This is a genomic window from Neisseria sp. HMSC066H01, from assembly GCF_001837375.1.
In the GTDB taxonomy this organism is placed as follows: domain Bacteria; phylum Pseudomonadota; class Gammaproteobacteria; order Burkholderiales; family Neisseriaceae; genus Neisseria.
Window position 1 is genome coordinate 192,289 of sequence record NZ_KV832194.1, and the last position, 25,652, is coordinate 217,940.

The 25,652-nt window shown below is 48.5% G+C and carries 28 protein-coding genes and 2 tRNA genes; 25 read left to right on the plus strand and 5 right to left on the minus strand.

What is annotated here, in order from left to right; all coding sequences use genetic code 11:
- Positions 1–25: 25 nt before the first annotated feature.
- From mutM to HMPREF2551_RS05060, 4 genes are all read left to right on the plus strand, one after another.
- Complete coding sequence (mutM, locus tag HMPREF2551_RS05045; RefSeq protein WP_070838044.1) at positions 26–853, plus strand: DNA-formamidopyrimidine glycosylase; 828 nt, start codon at positions 26–28, stop codon at positions 851–853.
- Between the two features lie 64 nt (positions 854–917).
- Positions 918–1,703 (plus strand): 1-acylglycerol-3-phosphate O-acyltransferase, encoded by a 786-nt coding sequence (locus HMPREF2551_RS05050; protein WP_070837559.1) that lies wholly within the window; start codon positions 918–920, stop codon positions 1,701–1,703.
- Positions 1,704–1,891: 188 nt separating this feature from the next.
- Complete coding sequence (locus HMPREF2551_RS05055) at positions 1,892–2,629, plus strand: redoxin family protein (protein WP_070837561.1); 738 nt, start codon at positions 1,892–1,894, stop codon at positions 2,627–2,629.
- A 254-nt stretch (positions 2,630–2,883) separates the two neighbouring features.
- Positions 2,884–4,290, plus strand: coding sequence for a dihydrolipoyl dehydrogenase (locus HMPREF2551_RS05060; RefSeq protein ID WP_070837563.1), 1,407 nt, complete (start codon positions 2,884–2,886; stop codon positions 4,288–4,290).
- Positions 4,291–4,369: 79 nt separating this feature from the next.
- On the opposite strand, the gene HMPREF2551_RS05065 is transcribed toward HMPREF2551_RS05060, so the two are convergent.
- Entirely contained in the window at positions 4,370–5,500 is a 1,131-nt protein-coding gene (locus tag HMPREF2551_RS05065; RefSeq protein WP_036490451.1) for a PilT/PilU family type 4a pilus ATPase, read from the minus strand.
- A 203-nt stretch (positions 5,501–5,703) separates the two neighbouring features.
- On the opposite strand from HMPREF2551_RS05065, the gene HMPREF2551_RS05070 reads away from it, so the two are divergent.
- The 3 genes from HMPREF2551_RS05070 to lepB all read left to right on the plus strand — a co-directional run bounded on the left by HMPREF2551_RS05070 (position 5,704) and on the right by lepB (position 9,350).
- Positions 5,704–6,405 carry a 5'-methylthioadenosine/adenosylhomocysteine nucleosidase gene (locus HMPREF2551_RS05070; protein WP_070822327.1) on the plus strand — a complete coding sequence of 234 codons (702 nt, stop codon included), beginning with the start codon at positions 5,704–5,706 and terminating at the stop codon, positions 6,403–6,405.
- Between the two features lie 132 nt (positions 6,406–6,537).
- Positions 6,538–8,331, plus strand: coding sequence for a translation elongation factor 4 (gene lepA, locus HMPREF2551_RS05075; protein WP_002226499.1), 1,794 nt, complete (start codon positions 6,538–6,540; stop codon positions 8,329–8,331).
- Positions 8,331–9,350: a signal peptidase I gene (gene lepB / locus HMPREF2551_RS05080; RefSeq protein WP_070837565.1), complete on the plus strand. Its 1,020-nt coding sequence runs from the start codon at positions 8,331–8,333 to the stop codon at positions 9,348–9,350. The genes lepA and lepB overlap by 1 nt, the downstream gene beginning before the upstream one ends.
- Positions 9,351–9,403: 53 nt before the next feature.
- On the opposite strand, the gene HMPREF2551_RS05085 is transcribed toward lepB, so the two are convergent.
- Positions 9,404–10,282, minus strand: coding sequence for a DMT family transporter (locus tag HMPREF2551_RS05085; RefSeq protein WP_143128513.1), 879 nt, complete (start codon positions 10,280–10,282; stop codon positions 9,404–9,406).
- Between the two features lie 237 nt (positions 10,283–10,519).
- Between HMPREF2551_RS05085 and HMPREF2551_RS05090 the strand changes: the two genes are divergently transcribed.
- The 12 genes from HMPREF2551_RS05090 to greB all read left to right on the plus strand — a co-directional run bounded on the left by HMPREF2551_RS05090 (position 10,520) and on the right by greB (position 20,076).
- Entirely contained in the window at positions 10,520–11,059 is a 540-nt protein-coding gene (locus HMPREF2551_RS05090; RefSeq protein WP_049322909.1) for a gamma carbonic anhydrase family protein, read from the plus strand.
- 14 nt (positions 11,060–11,073) lie between these two features.
- Positions 11,074–11,673, plus strand: coding sequence for a Maf family protein (locus HMPREF2551_RS05095; protein ID WP_070837569.1), 600 nt, complete (start codon positions 11,074–11,076; stop codon positions 11,671–11,673).
- Positions 11,674–11,761: 88 nt separating this feature from the next.
- Positions 11,762–12,541 (plus strand): 16S rRNA (adenine(1518)-N(6)/adenine(1519)-N(6))-dimethyltransferase RsmA, encoded by a 780-nt coding sequence (gene rsmA, locus HMPREF2551_RS05100; protein ID WP_070837571.1) that lies wholly within the window; start codon positions 11,762–11,764, stop codon positions 12,539–12,541.
- 15 nt (positions 12,542–12,556) lie between these two features.
- On the plus strand, positions 12,557–13,222 hold the full coding sequence (locus tag HMPREF2551_RS05105) for an SEL1-like repeat protein (RefSeq protein ID WP_070837573.1): 666 nt from the start codon (positions 12,557–12,559) through the stop codon (positions 13,220–13,222).
- Between the two features lie 2 nt (positions 13,223–13,224).
- The gene (locus tag HMPREF2551_RS05110) at positions 13,225–13,953 is read left to right on the plus strand and encodes an amino acid ABC transporter ATP-binding protein (protein WP_003747231.1); all 729 of its coding nucleotides are present in this window, start codon (positions 13,225–13,227) and stop codon (positions 13,951–13,953) included.
- A 63-nt stretch (positions 13,954–14,016) separates the two neighbouring features.
- Entirely contained in the window at positions 14,017–14,376 is a 360-nt protein-coding gene (locus tag HMPREF2551_RS05115) for a hypothetical protein (protein WP_049322913.1), read from the plus strand.
- 4 nt (positions 14,377–14,380) lie between these two features.
- Complete coding sequence (locus HMPREF2551_RS05120) at positions 14,381–14,833, plus strand: protein YgfX (RefSeq protein WP_070837575.1); 453 nt, start codon at positions 14,381–14,383, stop codon at positions 14,831–14,833.
- A gap of 38 nt (positions 14,834–14,871) precedes the next feature.
- A complete protein-coding gene (gene folC, locus HMPREF2551_RS05125) occupies positions 14,872–16,155 on the plus strand; it encodes a bifunctional tetrahydrofolate synthase/dihydrofolate synthase (RefSeq protein WP_070837577.1) in 1,284 nt (427 codons plus the stop codon).
- 13 nt (positions 16,156–16,168) lie between these two features.
- Entirely contained in the window at positions 16,169–17,317 is a 1,149-nt protein-coding gene (gene ftsN, locus HMPREF2551_RS05130; RefSeq protein WP_070837579.1) for a cell division protein FtsN, read from the plus strand.
- Positions 17,310–17,813, plus strand: a complete 504-nt coding sequence (locus HMPREF2551_RS05135; protein ID WP_070837581.1) for a CvpA family protein — start codon at positions 17,310–17,312, stop codon at positions 17,811–17,813. Before ftsN ends, HMPREF2551_RS05135 begins: the two co-directional genes overlap by 8 nt.
- A 152-nt stretch (positions 17,814–17,965) precedes the next feature.
- A complete protein-coding gene (gene purF / locus HMPREF2551_RS05140; protein ID WP_070837583.1) occupies positions 17,966–19,510 on the plus strand; it encodes an amidophosphoribosyltransferase in 1,545 nt (514 codons plus the stop codon).
- A 74-nt stretch (positions 19,511–19,584) separates the two neighbouring features.
- Positions 19,585–20,076 (plus strand): transcription elongation factor GreB, encoded by a 492-nt coding sequence (gene greB, locus HMPREF2551_RS05145; RefSeq protein ID WP_049322920.1) that lies wholly within the window; start codon positions 19,585–19,587, stop codon positions 20,074–20,076.
- Between the two features lie 77 nt (positions 20,077–20,153).
- Here the strand turns inward: greB and plsY are convergent, their stop codons facing one another.
- Positions 20,154–20,765 carry a glycerol-3-phosphate 1-O-acyltransferase PlsY gene (plsY, locus tag HMPREF2551_RS05150; protein WP_070712548.1) on the minus strand — a complete coding sequence of 204 codons (612 nt, stop codon included), beginning with the start codon at positions 20,763–20,765 and terminating at the stop codon, positions 20,154–20,156.
- Positions 20,766–20,822: 57 nt separating this feature from the next.
- Between plsY and folB the strand changes: the two genes are divergently transcribed.
- Positions 20,823–21,173, plus strand: a complete 351-nt coding sequence (gene folB / locus HMPREF2551_RS05155; protein ID WP_070837585.1) for a dihydroneopterin aldolase — start codon at positions 20,823–20,825, stop codon at positions 21,171–21,173.
- 74 nt (positions 21,174–21,247) lie between these two features.
- A complete protein-coding gene (locus HMPREF2551_RS05160; RefSeq protein ID WP_070837587.1) occupies positions 21,248–21,784 on the plus strand; it encodes an NUDIX hydrolase in 537 nt (178 codons plus the stop codon).
- A gap of 70 nt (positions 21,785–21,854) precedes the next feature.
- On the opposite strand, the gene HMPREF2551_RS05165 is transcribed toward HMPREF2551_RS05160, so the two are convergent.
- Positions 21,855–22,493 carry an alpha/beta hydrolase gene (locus tag HMPREF2551_RS05165; protein ID WP_070837589.1) on the minus strand — a complete coding sequence of 213 codons (639 nt, stop codon included), beginning with the start codon at positions 22,491–22,493 and terminating at the stop codon, positions 21,855–21,857.
- 41 nt (positions 22,494–22,534) lie between these two features.
- Complete coding sequence (locus HMPREF2551_RS05170) at positions 22,535–23,329, minus strand: polyamine aminopropyltransferase (RefSeq protein WP_070837591.1); 795 nt, start codon at positions 23,327–23,329, stop codon at positions 22,535–22,537.
- Positions 23,330–23,545: 216 nt separating this feature from the next.
- On the opposite strand from HMPREF2551_RS05170, the gene HMPREF2551_RS05175 reads away from it, so the two are divergent.
- The 4 genes from HMPREF2551_RS05175 (at position 23,546) to panC (ending at position 25,610) form a co-directional block, all read left to right on the plus strand.
- Positions 23,546–23,621: transfer RNA gene (locus tag HMPREF2551_RS05175), tRNA-Thr, on the plus strand.
- A gap of 36 nt (positions 23,622–23,657) precedes the next feature.
- Positions 23,658–23,733 (plus strand) — tRNA-Thr (locus tag HMPREF2551_RS05180).
- 129 nt (positions 23,734–23,862) lie between these two features.
- Complete coding sequence (gene panB, locus HMPREF2551_RS05185) at positions 23,863–24,654, plus strand: 3-methyl-2-oxobutanoate hydroxymethyltransferase (RefSeq protein ID WP_070837593.1); 792 nt, start codon at positions 23,863–23,865, stop codon at positions 24,652–24,654.
- A gap of 119 nt (positions 24,655–24,773) precedes the next feature.
- On the plus strand, positions 24,774–25,610 hold the full coding sequence (gene panC, locus HMPREF2551_RS05190) for a pantoate--beta-alanine ligase (protein WP_004521071.1): 837 nt from the start codon (positions 24,774–24,776) through the stop codon (positions 25,608–25,610).
- Positions 25,611–25,652 lie beyond the last annotated feature (42 nt).

Here is a 25,652-nt window from a genome sequence, read left to right on the forward strand (position 1 = left end):
TTAATGATAAATTTGGAGAATAATGATGCCTAAATTACCTGAGGTGGAAACGACTTTACGCGGGATAGAGCCGCATATTGATGGCAAAAAGATAGCAAAAGTCACTATCCGCCAGTTTAAATTGAGATGGCCTGTTCATCCCGACTTAGCGCAAATTTTGGCCGGCCGCAAAGTTTTAGCATGCAACCGGCGTGCGAAGTATTTGATTATTACTTTTGAAACGGGTATTTTACTTATTCATTTGGGCATGTCCGGCAGTTTGCGGATTTTTACTGCCGATGATGAACGTATTGCCACGCCGGATAAGCATGATCATTTAGATTTTGTATTTGATGACGGCACCGTATTGCGTTATCACGATCCGCGTAAATTTGGTGCGGTATTGTGGTATGAGGGTATTGCCGAACATCATCCGCTTTTGAAAAAACTGGGGCCGGAGCCGCTCTCGGACGATTTTGATGCAAATTACCTGTATCAGAAATTGAAAACACAAAAGCGTGCAGTCAAATTGGCGCTGATGGATAATGCGGTGGTGGTTGGCGTTGGCAATATTTATGCGAATGAAAGTCTGTTTAAGGCAGGTATTTCGCCATTGCGTCCGGCGAATAAGCTGACCAAGAAAGAATGCGCATTATTGGTGGAAACCGTTAAAGCGGTTCTGCAAAGGGCGATTGCAACGGGCGGCAGTACGCTGCGAGATTTTGTTAATAGCGATGGAAAAAGCGGCTACTTTCAGCAGGAATATACGGTCTATGGCCGCCACAATGAGCCTTGTGTCCAATGTGGCGGGTTGATTTTTAAAGAAACTTTGGGGCAGCGTGGAACATTTTATTGTCCAAATTGCCAGAAATAGTTTCAGACGGCCTTAAATGTCAGAGGCTGTCTGAAAATAATGAACACAATACAGAAGAAATTTTATGTCTAAACAAAAAGCTCCTTTTTTAAAACGACTGGGCAGACTTTGCCGTTTGGCAGCTTGGTTATTCAGAACCGGCCGGGATTTGCGTGCCATTGATGGCAACAATGCAGAGGAACGCAATCACGCTGTGGTTGTTTTGGGAAAAGGTGCGTTGGATGCTTTGGATATCGAATTGGAAATCGGCGTACCGCCTCAAGGAAATGTGAGCGGTACTTTGGTGGTGGCCAATCATGTGTCTTGGTTGGATATTTTTGCCATGAGTGCCGTTTATCCGAGCAGTTTTATTGCGAAACAGGAAATCAGCAGTTGGCCGGTTTTGGGGAAAATGGGTAAAAATGCCGGCACGGTGTTTATCAACCGCAATTCCCGCCGTGATGTCGAGCCGATTAATCAGGCGATTTGTGCGGCATTGAAAGCAGGGCAGAATGTAAGTTTTTTCCCTGAGGCGCGCACTTCTTCCGGCTTGGGTATTTTGCCGTTTAAAGCAGCCCTATTTCAATCGGCTATTGATGCGAAAGCGCCGATTCAGGCAGTAACCTTGCGCTATTATGATGACGAAGGACAACGGACGGATCTGCCATCCTATGCGGAGGTAAACCTGTTTCAGTCTTTATGGCGCATTGTTTCTATGAAGAAAATCCGTATCCGTTTGGATTTCTCGCCTCAATACAAACCGACAGACATGCTGGATAAAGACCGCTATGCTTTGAAGGATATTGCGGAAACAGCCATCGGCGAAATTGTGGCTTCGGATTCGCCCGTTCAGCCCTTACCTAAAAAATAATTTCAGTCAGGTACTTGTTTTATTTCAGACAGCCTTCATTTAAAGAAACAGCTGTTTTCGGTTTAATTAAATTGATAGTTTAATGTAATTAATATTATTTGAACTATAAATTATACAAATCGATAGGCCTGCATTAGAATGCAAGCATTGATTCATTTCTCAAACCCGAATTTTTAAGGAGCTTAAAAATGGCTTTGCAAGATCGTACCGGTCAAAAAGTACCTTCCGTAGTATTCCGCACTCGCGTTGGCGACACTTGGAAAGATGTTTCTACTGATGATTTGTTCAAAGGCAAAAAAGTAGTCGTGTTCTCTCTGCCTGGCGCATTTACTCCAACTTGCTCTTCTTCTCATCTGCCACGCTACAACGAATTGTTTGGCGCGTTCAAAGAAAACGGTGTTGACGCTATTTACTGCGTATCTGTAAACGACACTTTTGTAATGAACGCTTGGGCTGCCGAAGAAGAAGCTAACAACATCTACATGATTCCTGATGGCAACGGCGAATTCACCGAAGGCATGGGCATGTTGGTTGGCAAAGAAGACTTGGGCTTCGGCAAACGCTCTTGGCGTTACTCCATGCTGGTTAACGACGGCGTGATTGAAAAAATGTTCATCGAGCCTGAAGAGCCGGGCGATCCTTTCAAAGTGTCTGACGCTGACACTATGTTGAAATTCATCGCTCCTGACTTGAAAGCTCAAGAGTCTGTTGCCATCTTCACCAAACCTGGCTGCCCATTCTGCGCTAAAGCTAAAAAAGCTTTGCAAGACAAAGGTCTATCTTACGAAGAAATCGTATTGGGCAAAGATGCAACTGTTACTTCCGTTCGCGCCATCACCGGCAAGATGACTGTTCCTCAAGTCTTCATCGGCGGCAAATACATCGGCGGCAGCGAAGATTTGGAAGCTTACTTGGCTAAAAACTAATTGCCTAGTGCTTTAAGACGGTTTGAATAAAACCGTCTGAACAGAAAAATAGAGTTATTCAGACGATACGCTACACGGTCGTTCTGAATAGCTCTATATTTACAAGTAGAATTTGAGATTATTGTTTTAAATCCATATTTTAAAAATAACTATTGACTTTATATTATCGATAGTTTGTTAGAGAGGTCGTCTGAAAACTTGATACGCTTCACGCTGATACCACTTCGGACGCTCAACAAAAAAGGACAAAGATTATGAAAAAAATTCAAGCAGATGTCGTCGTAATTGGCGGCGGTACTGCCGGCATGGGTGCATTTCGCAATGCCCGCCTTCATACAGACAATGTTTACCTGATTGAAAACAATGTATTCGGAACAACTTGTGCGCGTGTCGGCTGCATGCCTTCCAAACTCTTGATTGCCGCCGCAGAAGCGCGCCATCATGCTTTGCATACCGATCCGTTTGGCGTGCATTTGGACAAAGACAGCATCGTTGTCAATGGCGAAGAAGTCATGCAACGCGTCAAATCCGAACGCGACCGTTTCGTCGGTTTTGTGGTCAGCGATGTAGAAGAGTGGCCTGCCGACAAGCGTATTATGGGTACGGCAAAATTTGTTGACGAACACACTGTCCAAATCGACGACCATACCCAAATCACGGCAAAAAGTTTTGTGATTGCCACCGGTTCGCGTCCTGTGATTTTCCCTCAGTGGGAAGCTTTGGGCGATCGCTTGGTTGTAAACGATGATGTTTTCTCTTGGGATACTTTGCCTAAAAGCGTGGCCGTGTTCGGCCCCGGCGTTATCGGCTTAGAGCTGGGTCAGGCTTTGCACCGTTTGGGCGTGAAAGTTGAGATTTTCGGCGTGGGCGGAGCCATCGGCGGCATTTCCGACCCTGTTGTCGCTGAAGAAGCCAAAGCTGTTTTTGGCGAAGAGTTGGCTTTGCATCTGGATGCTAAAACCGAAGTCAAACTTGACGCAGACGGCAATGTTGAAGTTCATTGGGAACAAGACGGCGAAAAAGGTGTGTTCGTTGCCGAATATATGCTGGCAGCCGTAGGCCGTCGTCCGAATGTGGACAATATCGGTTTGGAAAATCTGACTATCGAAAAAGATGCGCGTGGCGTGCCTATTGCTGATCCGCTGACCATGCAAACCAGCATTCCGCATATCTTCATCGCAGGTGATGCGTCCAATCAATTGCCTCTGCTGCATGAAGCTGCCGACCAAGGTAAAATTGCCGGCGACAATGCGGGCCGCTATCCGAATATCGGCGGTGGTTTGCGTCGCAGTGTAATCGGCGTGGTGTTCACCAATCCGCAAATTGCCTCTGTCGGCTTGAAATATGCACAAGTTGCGGCGAAATATCAACCTGACGAGTTTGTAATCGGCGAAGTTTCCTTCCGAAACCAAGGCCGCAGTCGCGTTATGTTGGTAAACAAAGGCCATATGCGTTTGTATGCCGAAAAAGCAACCGGCCGTTTCATTGGTGCGGAAGTTGTCGGCCCTGCTGCCGAACATTTGGCACACTTGATGGCTTGGGCGCATCAAATGAAGATGACGATTCCGCAAATGTTGGATATGCCGTTCTACCATCCGGTTATCGAGGAAGGTTTGCGCACTGCATTGCGTGATGCCGATGCAAAACTGAAACAGGCTTGATTATTTGATGGAATAAAGGCCGTCTGAAACCCGCAATGAGGTTTCAGACGGCCTTTTTTATGCCTTGAGGCTTTTACTTTTAAATCAATTCTAAATCCGGGCCGGCATTTTGTGCGCGGCGGCTTCTTAATTGAATATCTAGGCGCAAATCATGGGCAGAGTCGGCATTTTTAATAGCGTCTTGATAGCTGATATCGCCGTTTTCATACAAATCATACAAGGCTTGGTCAAAAGTAATCATGCCCATGCCGGTTGATTTTTTCATCATTTCTTTGATGTTGTGGACTTCGCCTTTTCGAATTAAGTCGGCAATAATGGGCGAATTGAGTAAAACCTCGACAGCCGCTACGCGTCCTCGTCCTCCTTCGCGGGGAATCAGGCGTTGTGAAATAAAGGCTTGTAGGTTGAGCGATAAATCGGTTAGCAATTGGTTACGGCGCTCTTCGGGGAAGAAGTTGATGATGCGGTCAAGCGCTTGGTTGGTGCTGTTGGCGTGCAGTGTCGCCATACACAAATGGCCGGTTTCCGCGAAGGAAATGGCGTAGTCCATGGTCTCGCGGTCGCGGATTTCGCCAATCAGGATAACATCCGGCGCTTGGCGCAGGGTATTTTTCAGCGCAATCGGCCAATTTTCGGTATCTACGCCGATTTCACGTTGGGTGATGATGCAGTTTTTATGTTGGTGGATAAATTCAATCGGATCTTCGATGGTGATAATGTGGTCAAAGCTGTTTTCGTTTCGATAGTCGATAAGGGAGGCGAGGGAAGTGGACTTGCCCGAACCTGTACCGCCGACAAAAATAACCAGACCGCGTTTTCTGAGGGCGATGTCTTTCAGAATCGGCGGCAGATTGAGCGTTTCAAATTTAGGGATATTGCTGGTAATGGAACGGAACACCAAAGCAGTTGCGCCGCGTTGAACCATGGCATTGACACGGAAGCGGCTGGTGTCGGGCAGGCTGATGGCGAAATTGCATTCGTTGGTGGTAGAAAATTCTTCGATTTGTTTGGAAGACATAATCGAAAAAGCGATTTCCATACATTTTTCAGCGCTTAACGGCTCATCGGTCAGCCGCATGATTTTGCCGTCCACTTTCATGGCCGGCGGGAAATTGGTGGTAATGAAAAGGTCGGAGCCTTTGTATTTGTTCATGTGGCGTAGCCAAGTGAACAATTCTTCTTTTGCGCCCGGAGTATTTTCGTCAAACATAAGAATTCAGATAGTTAATGTTAAGTTATTTTATTGAAAATAATTATAACAGAAGCAATCATTATTTGCTGTTTTGCCGCTAGAGCGGCTATCTGTTTTAAATTGAGTGTCGTGCTGGGAATATAGCAGATTTTTCGGCATCCCTGTGATTTTAAATTCTGCTGTTATAATGTTGCCCGATTAGTGAACGGAAAGGTAATGAGATGTCAGTACAAACAATTGCCGTGGTCGGCGCAATGGAACAGGAAATCGAGCTTTTGCGTGAAAGCATGGCAGATGTCAAGCATGTGTCCTTCGGTAAATTTTCGGCTTATGAAGGCGAATTGGCCGGAAAACGCACGGTATTGGTTTTGAGCGGTATCGGTAAGGTCAATGCGGCGGTTTCGACTTCTTGGGTTATTCATCAGTTTGCACCGGATTGCGTCATCAATACCGGCAGCGCAGGCGGTTTGGGTAAGGGCCTGAAGGTTGGCGATGTGGTTATTGGCGAAACTGTGGCGCATCATGATGTTGACGTAACGGCTTTTGGTTATGTTTGGGGGCAAGTGCCGCAACTTCCTGCCGTGTTCGCATCGGATGCTAACTTGATTCGCCAAGCAGAAAAGGCGGCGCAAGTGTTTGAAGGTGCGGCCGTAACGCAAGGTTTAATTGTCAGTGGCGACCGTTTTGTACACAGCAGCGAAGGTGTTGCGGAAATTCGCAGTCATTTCCCAGAAGTCAAAGCAGTAGAAATGGAAGCTGCGGCGATTGCGCAAACCTGCCATCAATTGGAAGTGCCTTTTGTGATTATTCGCGCCGTATCCGATTCGGCAGATGAGAAAGCGGACATCAGCTTTGAAGAGTTTTTGAAAACGGCTGCCGTCAGCTCGGCGAAGATGGTGACCGAGATTGTCAAATCGCTATAAAATCATGCAGAAGCGTTGAATTTCCGTTAGAATACGGAACGATTCAACCTTATTCTAAGGCCGTCTGAAAACCGAATCCCTGTTTTTTCAGACGGCCTTTCGGCCTTTAATTGCATTTATCTTAATAACAATATGAAAAACATACGGAATTTCTCCATTATTGCCCACATCGACCACGGTAAATCGACGCTTGCCGACCGTTTTATCCAATACTGCGGCGGTTTGGATTTGCGCGAAATGAGTACGCAGGTGCTCGACTCCATGGACATCGAAAAAGAGCGCGGCATCACCATTAAAGCGCAAACCGCCGCGCTCAACTATAAAGCACGCGACGGGCAGGTGTATCAGCTTAACCTGATTGATACTCCGGGACACGTCGACTTTTCTTACGAAGTCTCCCGTTCGCTGTCGGCTTGTGAAGGTGCGCTTTTGGTCGTGGACGCGTCTCAAGGCGTGGAAGCGCAAACTGTGGCGAACTGCTATACCGCGATTGATTTGGGCGTGGAAGTCGTGCCTGTTTTGAACAAAATCGACCTGCCCGCCGCCGACCCCGAACGCGTGGAACAGGAAATCGAAGACATTATCGGCATTGATGCGGTCGGCGCGGTGCAATGTTCTGCCAAAAGCGGCATCGGCGTGGAAGACGTTTTGGAAGAAATCGTTGCCAAAATTCCTGCGCCGACCGGCGATGAAAACGCGCCGTTGCAAGCAGTTATCGTCGATTCGTGGTTTGACAACTACGTCGGCGTAGTTATGCTGATTCGTGTGAAAAACGGCACCATCAAGCTGAAAGACAAAGTGCGCTTTATGAGCACTAAGGCAGAAACGCAGGTTGAGCAGTTGGGTGTATTCACGCCGAAATCGGTTCAAAAACAAGAACTCAAAGCCGGCGAAGTGGGCTTTCTGATTACCGGTGTGAAAGAATTGGGACAGGCAAAAGTCGGCGATACGGTTACTTTGGTTGCCAACCCCGCTTCTGAGCCGCTGCCCGGCTTCCAAGAAGTGCAAAGCCAAGTATTTGCAGGCCTTTATCCGGTGGAAAGCCACGACTACGAAGCCTTGCGCGACGCTTTGGAAAAATTGCAGCTGAACGATGCTTCACTGAAATTCGAACCTGAAGTTTCTCAGGCATTGGGCTTCGGCTTCCGCTGCGGTTTCTTGGGTCTGCTGCACTTGGAAATCGTGCAGGAACGCTTGGAGCGCGAGTTTGACATGGATTTGATTACCACCGCGCCGACGGTGGTTTACGAAGTCGTGTTGAAAAGCGGCGAAAAAATCGAAGTCGAAAATCCGTCCAAACTGCCCGACATCGGCAGCATCGAAACCATTCTTGAGCCGATTATTACTGCGACCATTCTTGTGCCGCAGGAATACGTCGGCAACGTCATGACTTTGTGTAACCAAAAGCGCGGCGTTCAGGTCAATATGCAATATATGGGCCGCCAAGTCATGCTGACTTATGATTTGCCGATGAACGAAGTTGTAATGGATTTCTTCGACAAACTTAAATCGACTTCGCGCGGTTATGCTTCGTTGGACTACCATTTTAAAGAGTTCCAACCGTCTGATTTGATTAAGCTCGACATCATGGTCAACGGCGAAAAAGTCGATGCCTTGAGCCTGATTGTGCACCGTCAAAGCGCGGTTCACCGAGGCCGCGAACTGGCATCAAAAATGCGCGAGCTGATTCCGCGCCAAATGTTCGACATCGCCGTCCAAGCCGCCATCGGCAGCCAGATTATCGCCCGCGAAAACGTCAAAGCCCTGCGTAAAAACGTTTTGGCGAAATGTTACGGCGGTGATATTACGCGTAAGAAAAAACTTCTCGAAAAACAAAAAGCAGGCAAACGCCGCATGAAACAAGTGGGCAACGTGGAAATTCCGCAAAGCGCATTCTTGGCGATTCTGCAAGTGAGTGATAAATAATGAGTATAAATCTGACTTTAGGCGCAATCGTTGTGCTGCTGGCCGGCTTGGTTCTCAACTTCAAAAGCAGCAAAGAGCGTCAGGAAAACGGCGAATGGAGCTCCGGCCTGCAATGGAGTTACCTCCTGTGCATGGTCGGCGTATTCGGCATTTTGTCTGAATTTATGAGCTTTACCGCCGTATTGCTGGTGTTTGTCGTGTTTACCGGCATTGTTTGGGCAATCCATAAAGGCCGTCTGAAAAAAAGTGAGACCGGCGAAGACAATGCGCATTTTACCGACTATATGGGCGGATTTTTCCCCATCATCTTGGTTATCTTTGTATTGCGCAGCTTTATTGCCGAGCCGTTCCAAATTCCGTCCAGCTCCATGCGTCCTGGCTTGGTCAAAGGCGATTTTATCTTGGTGAACAAATTCTCTTACGGTATCCGCCTGCCGATTTTGAATAAGGTCATTATCCCTGTCGGTAACATTGCCCGAGGCGATGTCGTGGTGTTCAATTATCCGCTTCAGCCAGAGATGAATTACATCAAACGTATCGTCGGTATTCCAGGCGATGTTGTGGAATACCGTGATAAGGTTTTGACTGTTAACGGTGAAATTATTCCCGAAAAACCAAACGGCAATTATCAATACGCAGATGATACCGATCCGTCTATGATTCATACGCTTGAGCGTTTTCAGACGGCCTTGAACGGCAAAAACTTTGATGTGGTCAAAGAAGCCGGTCAGCCTTCCGTATCTATTGCTGTATTGAACAAGTATACTTCCGAAGTGATGCCTGAAAGCAATTACTCGCTTGAAAAAAGTGGTTTGGAAAATTGCGAATACGCAGAAGACGGCAATGGCTTTATCTGTAAAGTTCCAGAAGGCCGTTATTTCGCGATGGGTGACAACCGCGACAACAGCGCCGACTCCCGTTATTGGGGATTTGTCGATGACAAGTTGATTGTCGGTAAAGCCTTCTTTGTTTGGATGAATTTTGGCGAACTCAGCCGTATCGGTACCAGCATCCAATAAGCAATAAACAGATTAAAAGGCCATCTGAAATTTTTCAGACGGCTTTTTTGTATCTATTTTTTGTCTTTTAACGAACCTAAATAAATTGCCAATAAAGTCAAAGTGGCTCCGCTCCATTGGATGGCGTTAATCGGTTTATCCAGCCAGAAATAATCGATCAACATGGCGGCGACTGGTTCGGAGAGAAGCAAGAGTCCGGTCAGTGATAAGGATAAAAGCGGGATGGCGTAAGCAATCAATGCCCAAGCGAAGCATTGCATAACGATGCCGTAGATGGAGACTAGAATCACATCGTTTAAAGTCTTAGGATATAGATAGGCGGCATCGAATAGCAGCGATGGGATGACCAAAGCTATTGCACCGCCGAAGCTTAAAATCATCATCAGCGGAAACAAACCGACTTTTTCCTGCTCATGGGTTTTGCGTACGAAGACCATAGACAGGGCCAGCATGGCGCCGGACACTACGCCGCTGACAAATCCCCATGCAGCGTTGTCGTTATGACCGAACTCCGGGCTGCCGATCAAGGCTACGCCTATGGTGGCCAATATCAAACTTAAAATTTGTAAGGTACTTAGGCGTTCCGAATAAAAGAAGAAGCCGATGGCGGCTAAAAAGAAAATCTGCAGACTGTTGAGCAAGGTGGAAATGCCGGGGCCTACGGCGTGAATGCTTTCGTGCCAAAGGGCAAGGTCGAATGCGAGGAAGACACCGGATAAGAGTGCGTAGCCAACCGTTTTTCTTTTCGTGGGCATTTTTTGTCTGAAAAAACGCCCGAGCAGGAAGAATATGGGGGCGGCAATCAGTAAACGCCAGAATGCGATGGCATAAGAGCCGACATCGACAAATTTGACGATCAAACTGCCCAAGCCGAAGACGACGCAGCCGACGACCAATAGGGGTGCTGCATAATTTCCCGAACGTGTCTCCATCGGCTTCTCCATCAATCAAATGAAGACGATTATTCCATAAAAGATAGATGAGGCGCTAATGATAAATAGTGGTAAGCCAAGATAAAGGAGTTATGATGAAAGGCCGTCTGAAAGCTGTTTCAGACGGCCTTTTGATGATTTTTTGGCTTGATTTAGTATGGTTGTAGTATAAAATCGTTTTACGCCGTATTTTCAGACGGCCTGATCAGTTTTGGTTTTGAGAAAAGGATATTGGAAATGGCAAACCCTATTCGTGCGTTTTTGGATTATGTGCCGTCGGTTGATGAGTCTTGTTTTATAGATGAGACTTCGGTTGTGATTGGCGAAGTGTCGCTGGCGGAAGATGTATCCGTTTGGCCTTATGCCGTATTACGCGGCGATGTGAACAGTATTTCTATCGGCAAGCGCAGCAATGTGCAGGACGGCAGCGTTTTGCATGTGTCGCATAAGAATGCGGCGAAGCCTGACGGTTCGCCTTTGATTATTGGTGACGATGTGACGATTGGGCATAAGGTCATGCTGCATGGTTGCCGAATTGGGAATCGTGTGTTGGTGGGCATGGGCTCGATTATTTTGGATGATACGGTTGTCGAAGATGATGTGATGATAGGCGCGGGCAGTTTGGTACCGCCGCGCAAGCGTTTGGAAAGCGGTTTTTTATACGTCGGCTCGCCTGTGAGACAAGTGCGTCCGCTGACGGATGAGGAAAAGGCATTTTTGACGTATTCCTCTGCGCATTATGTCCGCCTGTCCGGTCAGCATAAAATTTCAAAATAAGGAAAACCAATCCAATGAACGCAATTTATCTGGCTTCGGGCAGTCCGCGCCGTCGTGAGATTTTGGAAAATTTGGGTTTCACGGTACACCGCCTCTCTGCGGATATTGATGAAACCCCTAAAGAAGGCGAAGCTGCGGTAGAGTATGTGCGCCGTATGGCCTGCGAGAAAAATCAGGCGGCGGTGGCGCAATGGTTTGCAGCTCATGATCAAGAGCCTGAGTTTGCTGTATTGACGGCGGATACGACGGTGGCGGATGGTGCGGCTATTTTGGGTAAACCGGAATCCGAGGCGGATGCGGTCGATATGCTGGAACGCTTGTCCGGACGGGAGCATCAAGTGCTGACGGCTGTATGCGTTTACTGGCAAGGCGTACGCCATGATGTGGTACAGACGAGCGAAGTGCGCTTTAAAACGTTGACGGCTGAGGAGATTGCAGCCTATGTTGCCAGCGGCGAGCCGATGGACAAAGCCGGTGCGTATGGGATTCAGGGCTTGGGCGGCGTATTTGTCGAGCATTTGCAGGGCAGTTTCACCGGCGTGATGGGTTTGCCGGTTTATGAGACCGCGCAACTACTGAAATCTTTGGGTTTGGAAGCGCCGCCGTTTGCTTAAAATTAGGCAAATGCCGTCTGAAAGCGTGCCGACAAAAACGCTTGTTTCAGTTACAATACTGCCTTAAACAGCTTGCTTGAAGAAAGATATGAAAGAACATAAGGCCCGGAAACGCTTCGGGCAGAATTTTTTGCAGGATACGCGGATTATTAGCGACATTGTCAACGCGGTCAGACCGCAGCCCGATGATATCGTGATTGAAATCGGCCCGGGCTTGGCTGCCATTACCGAGCCTTTGGCGAAAAAACTCAACTGTCTGCATGTTTGCGAAATCGACCGCGACATCGTACGCCGTCTGAAAACCTTGCCGTTTGCAGATAAATTGGTGATACACGAAGGCGATGTATTGCAGTTTGATTTCAACAGCATTGAAGGCAAGAAAAAAATTGTCGGCAACCTGCCGTACAATATTTCCACGCCGCTTTTGTTCCGATTGAGCGAAGTGGCAGACGATGTGATCGATATGCACTTTATGCTGCAAAAAGAAGTGGTCGAACGCATGGTGGCGCAGCCGAAAACCAACGACTATGGCCGTCTGGGCGTGATGCTGCAATATTTCTTCGATATGGAAATGTTGATTGAAGTACCGCCCGAGTCCTTTGATCCTGCGCCGAAGGTTGACTCGGCCGTCGTGCGCATGATTCCGGTGAAACACTGTATCGGTAAAGCAGAAAATTTTGAACACTTCGCCAAACTGGTGAAACTGGCTTTCCATCAACGCCGCAAAACCATACGCAATAATTTGAAGGAACTTGCCGGCGATGATGATTTGCAGGCAGTCGGTATCAATCCGCAGGACAGGGCAGAACACATTGCCGCTGAGAAATATGTAGAATTGAGCAATTATCTGGTTAAAAAGGCCGTCTGAAAGGGTGGGGACGGAATGTTGAAAAAATATGTCTGGTGTGGGTTGGTTGTATTTATTACCGGTACGGCATTTGCATTAAGCACCGGCGGAGAAGAAAACCTGCGGCGTAAAGCAAAAGCCGGCGATGCTGAAGCGCAATATCTGCTGGCCATGCAGTTGGAAATGACAACAGACCCTGTAAATCTCAAAGAAAGCGAGTTTTACTATTGGCTGAAAAAAGCCGCGGAAAACGGCGAGGGAGCGGCACAAGACTTACTTGACGATATTGAAGCCGAATATGATAAAACAGCTTTAGAAGAAGAGCTTGCGCCCAACGGTTCACAAAAATTGATGGATGAAGTGTTCAAACTGGAGAATCAGAAGCAGAAAAATTATCCGCTGATCAAAGAAAAATTATTTAAAGCGGCAGCTTTGAGCAACTACGCAGCTTTAGCAGATACCGCATGGCTGTTTGGAAATCGGGATAATGCGCAGAAATACGGCGTTCCCTTCCATCCCCTGAAAGCCTGCATCCTGTCGGTATATACCAACAACCGTTATGGCGACTTGAACAAAGATGCACTGGATATATTGTGTCGCGGCATTTATACCAAGGACAACAGTGAGAAAATCGAGCATTACGCCAAACAGATTAAAAACAGGCCGTCCAAAATCTGGTCAATTTTAGAGAATGTCAAATAAACATGATTAAATTCAAAAATGTACACAAACATTTTAAAGATTTGCACGTTATCAACGGCGTGAATCTGGAAGTCAAACAAGGCGAAGTGGTCGTTGTATGCGGCCCTTCGGGCAGTGGCAAATCTACGCTGATTCGTACGGTAAACCAACTCGAGCGCATTGAAAGCGGCGAGATTTGGGTGGACGGCATCAATGTTGCCGATCCGAAAACCGATTTGAACAAAGTGCGCGAAGAAGTGGGCTTTGTGTTCCAAGGGTTCAATCTGTATCCGCATTTGACTGTCTTGGAGAACATTATTCTTTCTCCGATGAAAGTAAAAAACCAAAGCCGTGAAGAGGCGGAAAAGAAAGCAATGGAGCTTTTGGAACGCGTCGGCTTGGCGCATAAAAAAGACGCGCTGCCCGGCCAGCTTTCCGGCGGTCAGCAGCAGCGTGTGGCGATTGCACGCGGTTTGGCGATGGAGCCGCGCGTGATGTTGTTTGACGAGCCGACTTCCGCGCTTGACCCTGAAATGGTCGGCGAAGTATTAAAAGTGATGAAAGACTTGGCGGAAAGCGGCATGACCATGATGTGCGTGACCCATGAGATGGGTTTTGCGCGCGAAGTCGCCGACCGTGTGATTTTTGTCGATAAAGGCCAGATTCTGGAAGATGAAACGCCGGAAGAGTTTTTTACCAATCCGAAACACGAGCGTGCCAAACAGTTCCTGCAACAGGTGATGACACATTAAACTTAGGCTGTCTGAAATTTCAGACGGCATGATCGGTTTGAATGATTTTGAAAGTTGAAGATAATGTATTTTGTTGACCGTACTGCTGTCGTGCTGAAGCCGACCGCCCGTTTTTTAGAATGGTTGAAGTCATCCGATGAGAATATGCCCGATTTGACCATCGAGCAACTGCGCACCAACTGCTCCGTATTCCTGGTGCCGCAATTTGACGAACCCGAATCCGTCATTTCCTATTTTGACGAACGCTACCAGCAGATTTTTGAAGCCGAATTGGCCGGCTGGGACATCGATAAAAGCAAATGGCCGCAAGACATGAGCCTGAAGGCTTTTTGGGAATTTTTCGATACCGAAATCCACGATATGGTTTTGGATATGGAAGAGGCGGAATTGAACATTACGCCTGTTTTCGACAATATGATGTAAAGCCGTGCGAAGTTTTCAGACGGCCTTAAAGCCCTCGCGTTCTTTGAAAATTCTGATTGTCTTCTTACACCTTTCAGCGTTGGCCTTATGCCTTGCCGAGTTTTACGGCTGGATGATGTGGCTGGGTTTGGCGGCATTAGCCGGCAGTTTTGCCTATGCTTGGCGCAGCGTTAATTTTCACACTCAAAATGCGGTCAGAAAAATCATCATCGACCGCCAATACCGTGCGACGGTTTACTTGAATGGCGAAGAAGAGGGTAGAAGCGCGGTTTTGCAAGACAGCAGTATGTTGACGGTTTATGCTTTGTTTTTGCAATGGAATGTTGACGGAAAAATGGTCAAACACTGCATCTTGCCCGATATGGCCGACCGCGATGCCTACCGCCGTCTGAAAGTATGGGCGCGCTGGTGTCGGGAAAAAGAAGACAAAGTAGAACTTGCGGCAGATATGGATTAAACGGCTGTTTCGGACGGCCTTTTGAAGCGATCAATACAATGAAAACATTACAAGACTGGCTTTCTCATTTGGAGACTGCCCATAGTTCCGGCCTGATCGATATGGGCTTGGAACGTGTGGGAGAAGTGAAAAAACGCATGAATTTGGTGCCGCAGTGTCCTGTCGTCGTGGTGGCGGGTACCAATGGCAAAGGCTCCGTATGCGCCTATTTGTCGCATATTTATAAAGAAGCTGGTTTCAAAGTCGGTACGCTGACCAGTCCGCACCTTCTGCGTTACAACGAACGAATTGCCATCAACACTCAGCCGGTTTCAGACGACCTGATTGTTTCCTCATTTGAGCGTATCGAAGCGGCACGCGGTGAAATTTCGCTGACGTATTTTGAGTTTAATGCTTTGGCCGCCGTCGATATTTTCATGCGTGAAAATGTGGACGTCATGATTTTGGAAGTCGGTTTGGGCGGACGGTTGGATGCCGTGAATGTATTCGACGGCGACTGTTCGGTCGTTACCAGCGTGGATTTGGATCATCAGGCATTTTTGGGCGATACCGTCGAGCAGGTCAGTTTTGAAAAAGCCGGGGTGTTCCGTAGCGGCAAACCAGCCGTGTGCGGCCAGAATCCTGCGCCTGAATCATTGGTCAAACACGCAGAAGAAATTGGTGCAAAACTGTTGATGGTTCAGCGAGATTTTGATTTTGCGTCAATGGAAAGCGTACAGTGGAACTACCGCTTCCATCCGCAATCTTCAGACGGCCAAAGCCGTAACCGCAATTCCTTGCCGTTTCCTGCTTTGCGCGGCGCGTATCAGTTGTCCAATGCCGCGTGCGCACTGACTGTTTTGGAGTGTCTGAACAATCAGCTGCCCGTTGACATCGGCGCGATTAAACGCGGTTTGCTGTTGGTTGAGAACCCTGGACGTTTCCAAGTTTTGCCCGGCCGTCCGCTGGTGGTCTTGGATGTCGGCCACAATCCGCACGCAGCCCGTGCTTTGCGCCGCAGTCTGATTAACCTTGCCTTTGCCCAAAAACGTACCGCCGTATTCAGTATGTTGTCTGATAAAGATATTGACGGCGTGCTGGAAATCGTTAAAGACCAGTTTGACGAGTGGAATATTGCGCCTTTAGATGTGCCGCGCGGCATGACGGTGGAGGCTTTGCAGGCCAAATTGGTAGAACACGGCATCGACAATGTAAATGTTTTTGAAACCGTCGCCGCAGCCTACCGCGCTGCTTTGGCGAAAGCAACCGAAAATGATAGAATCGTTGTTTTCGGCTCATTCCATACTGTTGCCGATGTAATGGCTGTTTTGAAAGAACACTAACGAGGAAATTATCATGTCCGACAATAAACAAAAAGAAACTCCAAACGGATACGATTTAGACGGTTACGAACAACTCAAACGCCGCAACCGCCGCCGCTTGGTTTTAGCCTCCGGCTTGGTGGTGGCTTCAGGTATGCTGTTCGGTCTGGCGCTGACATCGGGCGACGATAAAAATTCACCGTTTAAAGAAGCGCCTGTCGGTCAGAGCCAAGTCAAAACGGCTGACGAGCCGAGCAAGGCTGTTGTTTTAGAGCCGAATAAAGAGGATGTCGCTGCTGCTGAGGAGGCTGCCCGTCATGCGGATGCCGAAGCACCAAATAAACCGCAAAATGCAGGCGACGAAGAAGACAATGCGCCGGTTGAAGTATTGAAGCCAAACCGTGAATCTGCTCCCGAAGATGTCGGCGAGCCGTTGGTTTTGATCAACGATACTTTGGATGACGGTAATATTAAAGGCTTGGAAGAGTCCGAACGTATTCAACGCGCCGAGGCTGCCAAACGTGAAGCTGCGGAGCGCCGAGCCGAAGAGCGCCGCCAACGTCAGGCTGAGCAACGTGCTGCTGCGGCCCGTAAAACACAAGCCCAACAGGAAGCTGCTGAGAAAGAAAACGCATTGGCGGCTAAAAAACGCGCACTTCAAGCGCGTGCTGAAAAAGCAGAGCGTGAAGCCGCTGCCGAGCGCAATAAATTAGCTCAATTGGAAAAGGCAGAGAAAGCCATTGCCGAGCGTAAATCTGCCAAAAACAGCAAAGACAGCGTAAAAGACAAGGCCGAACCTGCTAAGAAAGCAGAAGCCAAAGTTGAAAAACCAAAAAATGAAAAGGCTAAACCGGAAACTGCCAAAGCTGAAAAAGCCGATAAGGTAAAAACTGCCGAGAAGCCGTCTGAAAAAGCCAAGCCTAAAGCCGAAAAAGAAACAGCAGAAGCCAAGCCTGCGAAAAAAGCCGCCATTCAGGCTGGTTATGCTGAAAAAGAACGCGCACAAAGCCTGCAACGTAAAATGAAAGCGGCAGGCATCGATTCGACCATTACTGAAGTCATGACCGATAAAGGTAAGGTGTATCGCGTGAAATCAGCCAGTTATAAAAATGCACGCGATGCCGAGCGTGATTTGAACAAATTGCGTGTACATGGCATTGCCGGTCAGGTAACCAGTGAGTAATTTGCCTGTTGCCGATTTGTTGGCTGCCGCCGTCATCGTTATCTGCATCATTATCTCGCTGACGCGGGGGATTGTTGCCGAAGCAGGGGCGATGGTGGCGTGGGTCGTGTCGTTTATTGCAGCCAGAACGCTTGCCGTGCCGTTTGCCGATGTGGTCTTTAAATCGGTTGAGCCGCATGCTTTGGCAGTTGCCATGGGTTTTGCCGCTGTGTTTTTTCTGGCATGGCTGTTGCAAAAACTGGCACGGTCGCTGTTAAGCAGTTTGGTGTCTGCCGTTGGTCTGGGAAGCATCAACCGTTTGCTTGGCGGCGTATTCGGTGCAGTAAAAGGTGTGATTTTGGTAACACTGGCTGTGATGGTTTTTTCGCATACCGATTTGCCGAAAACGGAAGAGTGGCAAAGTTCCCATACGATTCCGTATTTTGAATCACTTGCCGATGCCGCAATGCCGTATCTTCCGGGAAAAGAAGATACGCATGAGGAAGCGGATGATTGATGTTAACGGTTTCAGACGGCCTGAAGGTCGTCTGAAACCGTTTTTATTTGTCTGAAGGTAGCATTATATTGTCAACAATTTGGGCAAACTCCTCTAAATTATTTTATAATGACGCCTTACCCATTTAACCCTAAAACTCGGAGAGTCTCGATATGTGTGGTGTATTAGGTTTGGTCAGTCATGAGCCGGTCAATCAGCTGCTGTATGACGGTCTGCAGATGCTGCAGCATCGTGGTCAGGATGCGGCAGGCATTGTGACTGCAGAGGGCAGCACGTTTCATATGCACAAAGGCAAAGGCATGGTGCGTGAAGTGTTCCGTACCCGAAACATGCGTGACTTGGTAGGTAATGCAGGCATTGCACATGTCCGCTATCCGACTGCCGGCAATGCAGGCAGCAGTGCAGAGGCCCAGCCTTTCTATGTCAGCTCTCCGTTTGGCATTGTTTTGGCACATAATGGTAATCTGACCAATACCGAAGAGCTGTATGAGAATGTGTGCAACAAACACCTGCGCCATGTTAATACCAGCTCCGATTCCGAAGTATTACTCAATGTATTCGCGCATGAATTGCGCCGCGAAGTCTCTAAAAATACAGTTCCTTACCAACTCACCATCGACAATATTTTCAACGCCGTTTCCGAAGTGCACCGTTTGGTGCGCGGCGCATACGGCGTAGTAGCCATGATTGCAGGATACGGCATGCTGGCTTTCCGAGATCCTTTCGGTATCCGTCCGTTGGTTTTGGGTTCGCAAATTGACGAATCCGGCAAAAAATCTTATGCCGTTGCCTCCGAATCCGTTGCCTTCAATGCGCTTACCTATGATTTGGAACGCGATATTCAGCCGGGTGAAGCCGTATTTATTGGTTTTGACGGTACGATTATTTCCCGTCAATGCAGCGATAAAGCCAAATTAAGCCCTTGTCTTTTCGAATATGTTTATTTTGCCCGCCCGGACTCTGTCATCGATGGCGTTTCCGTTTATCAGTCCCGTATGGATATGGGTGTATCTTTGGCAGAAAAAATCAAACGCGAGCTGCCGGTCGATGATATCGATGTTGTTATGCCTATTCCCGATACCAGCCGACCCAGCGCGATGGAGCTTGCCGTCCATCTCGAAAAACCTTACCGCGAAGGTCTGATTAAAAACCGCTACATCGGCCGCACCTTTATTATGCCCGGCCAGGCAACACGCAAAAAATCAGTACGCCAAAAACTCAGCCCGATGGAAACCGAGTTTAACGGCAAGAGCGTTTTATTGGTGGATGACTCCATCGTGCGCGGTACGACCAGCCGTGAAATCGTCGAAATGGTACGCGCTGCAGGCGCACGCAAAGTTTACATTGCTTCTGCTGCTCCCGAAGTGCGCTATCCGAATGTGTACGGCATCGATATGCCGACCCGTGAAGAACTGATTGCAAACGGTCGCAGCGCAGCAGAAATCGCAGCCGAAATTGGCGCGGACGGTATCGTCTTCCAAAACTTAGAAGACTTGGAAGCAGTAGTCAAAGCACTCAATCCAAAAATCGAATCCTTTGATTCTTCATGCTTCAACGGTGTTTATCAAACCGGCGATATCGACGAAGCATACCTAAACCGCCTCTCCGCCGAAAAATCAGGTTGCGGCGGCTTGAAAGTACATCCAAGCAAAATGGAACACAGCATCAGTATCAGCGATAGCGATGATGAAGAATAAAGTAAATTGACTTACAATAAAGGCCGTCTGAAAATTAACGTTCAGGCGGCCTTTAATTATGTTTTAAACACATCATGAGTACCGAAACCAAAAATTACATCACGCCTACCGGCTGGCAGGCATTGAAAGACGAACTTTATCATCTGGTCAACAAAGAACGCCCGGAAATCGTCCAAATCGTTAACTGGGCGGCAAGCAATGGCGACCGCAGCGAAAATGGCGACTATCTTTACGGCAAACGCCGCATGCGCGAAATCGACCGCCGTATCCGCTTCCTAACCAAACGCTTGGAAGCCGCCGTCGTCGTCGATCCAGAAGCGCGCGAAGCCACGGACCAGATTTTCTTCGGTGCAACCGTTGGCTTACTGCGCGGAGACGGTCGAGAACAAACCGTCAAAATCGTCGGTGTAGATGAAATCGATACCGCTAAAAACAAAATCTCATGGATTTCCCCTTTGGCACGCAGCCTGATTAAAGCGCGCGAAGGCGACGAAGTTGTCTTGAATACGCCGGAAGGGCAGGAGGTTATAGAGATTTTGTCGGTAGAGTATATTAAGATTGAATGATTATGTATGAATAAAAGCTATTAAGGCCGTCTGAAAAATAGACTTCAGACGGCCTTTTATTGATTGTATCTACACTTTTAAGATTTTCCGGCTTTATCCCCGATTTTGCTTTCTTTGCCTTGAAGCAGGTTTTGAATATTGCTTTTATGGCGGTATAACACCAATGCGGCAATGAATACGGTTGCCCATGCCCAAGAGGCGTGCGGCATCATGAAGAAGGCAAAGATGGGCGCGCAGACGGTGGCGACCAGTGCGGCGAGGGAGGAAACTTTGAAACCGAACGCCATGACCAGCCAAATCAAGGCGCAGAGCAGGGCGGTTGCGGGGGAGAGGGCGAGCAAGACACCCAATGCGGTGGCTACGCCTTTGCCGCCTTTAAAATTGAAAAATATTGGCCACATATGGCCGACCAGTGCGGCGATGGCGACCAGAGCTATTGTTGCATCCGACAAATCTAAAGCATTTTGCAGACAGCGCGCCAAGATGACGGCAACCAAGCCTTTTACTGCATCGCCGAGCAAAGTTAATGCGGCTGCTTTTTTCTTACCGCTGCGCAAGACGTTGGTGGCACCGGGATTGCCGGAGCCGTAAGTGCGCGGATCGTCCATGCCGTAATATTTTGATACGATGACGGCAAAAGACAGGGAGCCGATAAGATAGGCGGCAATAATGGCGAGTACATTGAACATTTTGGGTGCTTTACTTAAAATGGGAACGGTTATTCTATCAAAAAAACGGACAGGCAAATGGATAAAATCTTTTTGTACGGCATGAAAGCCGATACTTTAATCGGCGTATATGATTGGGAACGCGAGCGTAAACAGACTTTGATTTTGGATTTGGAAATCAGTGTTCCCGAGCGTACCGGCACGAGCGACGATATCGGCGACACCATCCATTATGGCGACGTATGCGAAGTCGTACGCCGCAGCCTTGCCGAACAGGATTTTTTACTGCTGGAAACTTTGGCGGAACATATCGCCCAATTGATTTTAAATGATTTTGGTGCAGCCAAAGTGCGCGTCCGTATTGTGAAACCGGGCATCTTGCCTGATGTGGCGCAGGTTGGTATTGAGATTGAACGTGTTCGGGAATAGGGCTTATCTATGCCGTCTGAAAAAGGATTTCAGACGGCCTTTAATATTCAATAATTTGGAAATGAGGTAAAAAAATGGATTTGAAGGAAACTAAATTAAGCAGCGAGCCGATCTATGAAGGTTCTTTTGTTACCATCAGCCGCGATCGGGTGCGCCTGCCCAACGGCAATGAAAGCCAACGGGTTGTGATCCGCCATCCGGGTGCTGCGTGTGTGTTGGCGGAAACGGAAGACGGCAAAGTTGTTTTGGTTCGCCAGTGGCGTTATGCCGTCGATCAGGCGACGTTGGAATTGCCGGCGGGTAAATTGGATATTGCAGGCGAAGATCCTGCCGAATGCGCTTTGCGTGAGTTGGCGGAAGAAACGCCATACGTTGCCGACAGTGTTAAATTGTTGTACAGCTTTTACACGGCAGTCGGTTTTTGTGATGAGAAAATGTATCTCTACCAAGCGCAAGGCGTGCGTCTGGGCAGCGAGTTGAGCAATGATGAAGATGAAATTACTGAAACTGTCTTGATGAGCAAGGAAGAGGTGCGCGCTGCATTGGCAAACGATGAAATCAAAGATGGTAAGACTTTGATTGGTTTGCAGTATTGGTTAACTCAGAATTGATATGTTAAGATACAAACAAGGCCGTCTGAAAAAGCTTTCAGACGGCCCTGTTTTATTTTGTAGCCGGATTTTAACCTAATAAGGCTGGTGCAAACCGTGTAATCGTATCGCGCAAAACGATGAGTTTGCCGTGGAAGAAGTGGGACGAACCGGCAATGGTCACAACCGGCAGGCCTTGGGGTTCTGCCCATGTCAGGGCTTTGTTGATTTCGACGACTTCGTCTTCCGCGCCATGGATCATTAATGTTTTGGCGACATCGGGAACATCGGATGGTTCCGGGCGGTCTTTGTAGTGATGGACGGCTGCGCCCATCAGTAACAGCAAATCAGGCGTGCGTTCTTGGGCGGCAAAGGTGGAAACGTAGCCGCCGAATGAGAAGCCGGCCAGGGCGAATTGCGGTGCGTCTGGATGTTGCGCGCGGGCGTAGTCGATAACGGTAATGCAGTCTTGAGTTTCGCCGCGGCCGTAGTCGTGTTCGCCTTCGCTGTTGCCTACGCCGCGCAAATTGGGCAGGTAGCAATGGAAGCCGAGTTGCGATAAGGCTTTGGCGGCGGTTTGGATGACTTTGTTGGTGTTGGTGCCGCCTTGCAGGGGATTGGGATGGTTGATGACGGCGACGCCGCGGGCGGACTCTTGTGTGCTTGGCAGGTAGATAGTTTCCAGCAAACCGGCCGGGCCGGGGATTTGAATGATGTCGGGTTTGAGCATGAGTGTGTCCTTGTTTGTTTTTTCAGACGGCCTGAGGCAGTTTACAGATAAAAATTCTTGCCGTTGTTTTGATTGTTGGCTTTCAAATCAGCAAGCATCCGTTTGAAGTCCAAGCCGTATTTTTCGCTTAATTTTTCGGCGCGTTTTTTTAAGTTGTCGAGATTTTGTTCTTTGGGGCTGCTTTGGAACGCCATGACCGCTACGTTGCCGTGGCTCTCGGCCGGCAGCTCGAGTACGCGACCGTCAAAGACGTTGAGCAGGCGTTCGACAAAGCGTTGATAACGCTGGTCGCCGCTCCACCAGTTGGTCACAAATACGCCGTCGGGGGAGAGGGCGTTGCGGCAGTCTTGGAAGAATGGTTCTTCCACTAAAGCATCGATAATCTGTTCGCCGTCAAAACCATCTACCAAAATCACATCGGTATTGTGGCGGAACACTTTAATATATTCCGCGCCATCCGCCTCTATAATTTCAAAATGTTCGCCTTCGTGCGGCAATTCAAACAGGCTGCGCGCCACGATGATGACTTGCGGATTGATGTCCACGGCGGTTTGCTTGGTATCGGGCAGATAGCTGTCTATCCAACGGGCAAACGAGCCGCCACCCAAGCCGATTTGGGTGATGTGTTTGGGCGGGGTTTCTGCAAACAGCAGCCAACCCATCATGGCGCGGCTGTACGACAACACCAGCTCGGACGGATGATCAACATTCATGGAGCTTTGAATGGTGTCGCTGCCCAAGTGCAGGGAACGGATATTGCCTTCTTCGGAAATGCCGACTTCGGGCAGATGGGATTTGGCAGGGCGCAGGCGGCGGTAAGGATGGCGGGGCGGCATGGGCAAAGACGGAAAGATGTAGAAGGCGTTATTTTAACAGAAACCATGATGTTTTGCGCTGGGGCGGTTTTCAGACGGCCTTTTTGCGTGTTGGATGGAAAGATAAGGTGTGTATTTAATTTTCTTTAAAATCATTGGTTTTTATAATTTCGTGAGTAACTTTGTTTTAAAATGCTTGCCAAGATGGGAACTTATCGGCATAATGCCGACTTCCTTGCCGGTATAGCTCAGTTGGTAGAGCACCTGACTTGTAATCAGGGGGTCCCGAGTTCGACTCTTGGTGCCGGCACCAGTTAAAGACTGATGGTGCCGAAAGGTATTTCAGTAAGCCGGTATAGCTCAGTTGGTAGAGCACCTGACTTGTAATCAGGGGGTCCCGAGTTCGACTCTTGGTGCCGGCACCAATTAAAAGCCCGATTGTGAAAGCAGTCGGGCTTTTTGCTTATGCTTTGATATTTTAAAAGCAGACCTTATAATACCGCGTTTCCATTTATAACAAAGGGCTGCCCGTCGGGCGGAACACACAAAACACCATGATTACCGTAAACACTTTGCAAAAAATGAAAGCAGAGGGCGAGAAAATCGCCATGCTGACCGCTTATGAATCCAGCTTTGCCGCGCTGATGGACAATGCCGGCGTAGATGTATTGCTGGTCGGCGATTCTTTGGGCATGGCGGTGCAAGGTCGTCAGTCCACTTTGCCGGTGAGCTTGCAGGATATGTGCTACCACACTGAATGCGTGGCTCGCGGCACTCAAAATGCCATGATTGTCAGTGACTTGCCGTTTGGCGTGTATCAGCAGAGCAAAGAGCAGGCATTTGCGGCGGCGGCCGAATTGATGGCGGCTGGCGCGCATATGGTCAAACTCGAAGGCGGCGTCTGGATGGCGGAGACCACTGAATTTCTGCAAATGCGCGGCATTCCTGTTTGCGCGCATATCGGCCTGACCCCGCAATCCGTGTTTGCATTCGGCGGCTATAAAGTCCAAGGTCGCGGCGACAAGGCGGAAGCGTTGCTCAACGACGCTAAAGCGCATGATGCGGCAGGTGCGGCAATCGTATTGATGGAATGCGTTCCTGCGGAATTGGCAAAAAAAGTGACTGAGACCGTTTCTTGCCCGACCATCGGTATTGGTGCAGGCGTGGATTGCGACGGTCAGGTTTTGGTGATGCACGATATGCTCGGCATTTTCCCTGGTAAAACCGCCAAATTCGTGAAGAACTTTATGCAGGGCAAAGACAGCGTTCAAGCTGCGGTCAAAGCCTATGTGGACGAAGTCAAAGCAAAAACGTTCCCTTCTGTCGAACATACGTTTGCCGGATAAAATAAACTCTAGGCCGTCTGAAACTTATTTCAGACGGCCTTTTTAATGAATAAAAGCGTATAATCGGCGCGTGATTTCCGTTGATGAAACGGCGGAAAAGATAAAGGATTTTTCAAACCATGCAAATCATTCATACGATTAAAGAATTGCGCGAGTGGCGCAAAACTGCCGGAAAAGTGGCATTTGTGCCGACCATGGGCAATCTGCACGAAGGCCATCTTGCGCTGGTGCGCGAAGCGAAAAAACGTGCCGATAACGTTGTAGTCAGTATTTTTGTCAACCGCCTGCAATTCGGACAAGGCGAAGATTTCGACAAATATCCGCGCACTTTGCAGCAAGATGCCGACAAATTGGCAGGCGAGGGCGTTGCCGTCGTGTTTGCGCCTGATGAAAAAGAGCTGTATCCGAATGTGGAACAGCGTTTCAATGTCGAGCCTCCGCACCTGCAAAACGAATTGTGCGGCAAATTCCGCCCGGGACATTTCCGCGGCGTTGCGACCGTTGTAACCAAATTGTTCAACATCGTTCAACCCGATACCGCCTGTTTCGGCAAAAAAGACTATCAGCAGCTGGCAATTATCAAAGGCTTTGTCGAAGACTTAAATTTCAATATCGAAATCGTCCCGGTCGATACTGGCCGCGCTTCAGACGGCCTGGCACTTTCCAGCCGCAACCAATATTTGAGCGAAGCAGAGCGCGCAGAAGCGCCCCGCCTCTATCAAGAATTGCAAAACATTGCCGCCGCCTTGAAAAACGGCAATCTGGATTACGCCCAGCTTGAGGCTGAATGTATCCGCCGTTTGAGTGATGCCGGCTGGGTGGTTGATTACGTTGAAATCCGCCATGCACACAGCTTGGCAGTGGCTCATGTCGGCGATAAAGAATTGGTGGTGCTTGCCGCCGCCCGTTTGGGTACCACGCGCCTGATTGATAATTTGGAAGTGGCTTTGGCTTAAAACCAAGCTGCTGTTAAAGGCCGTCTGAAACCTGTTTTTCAG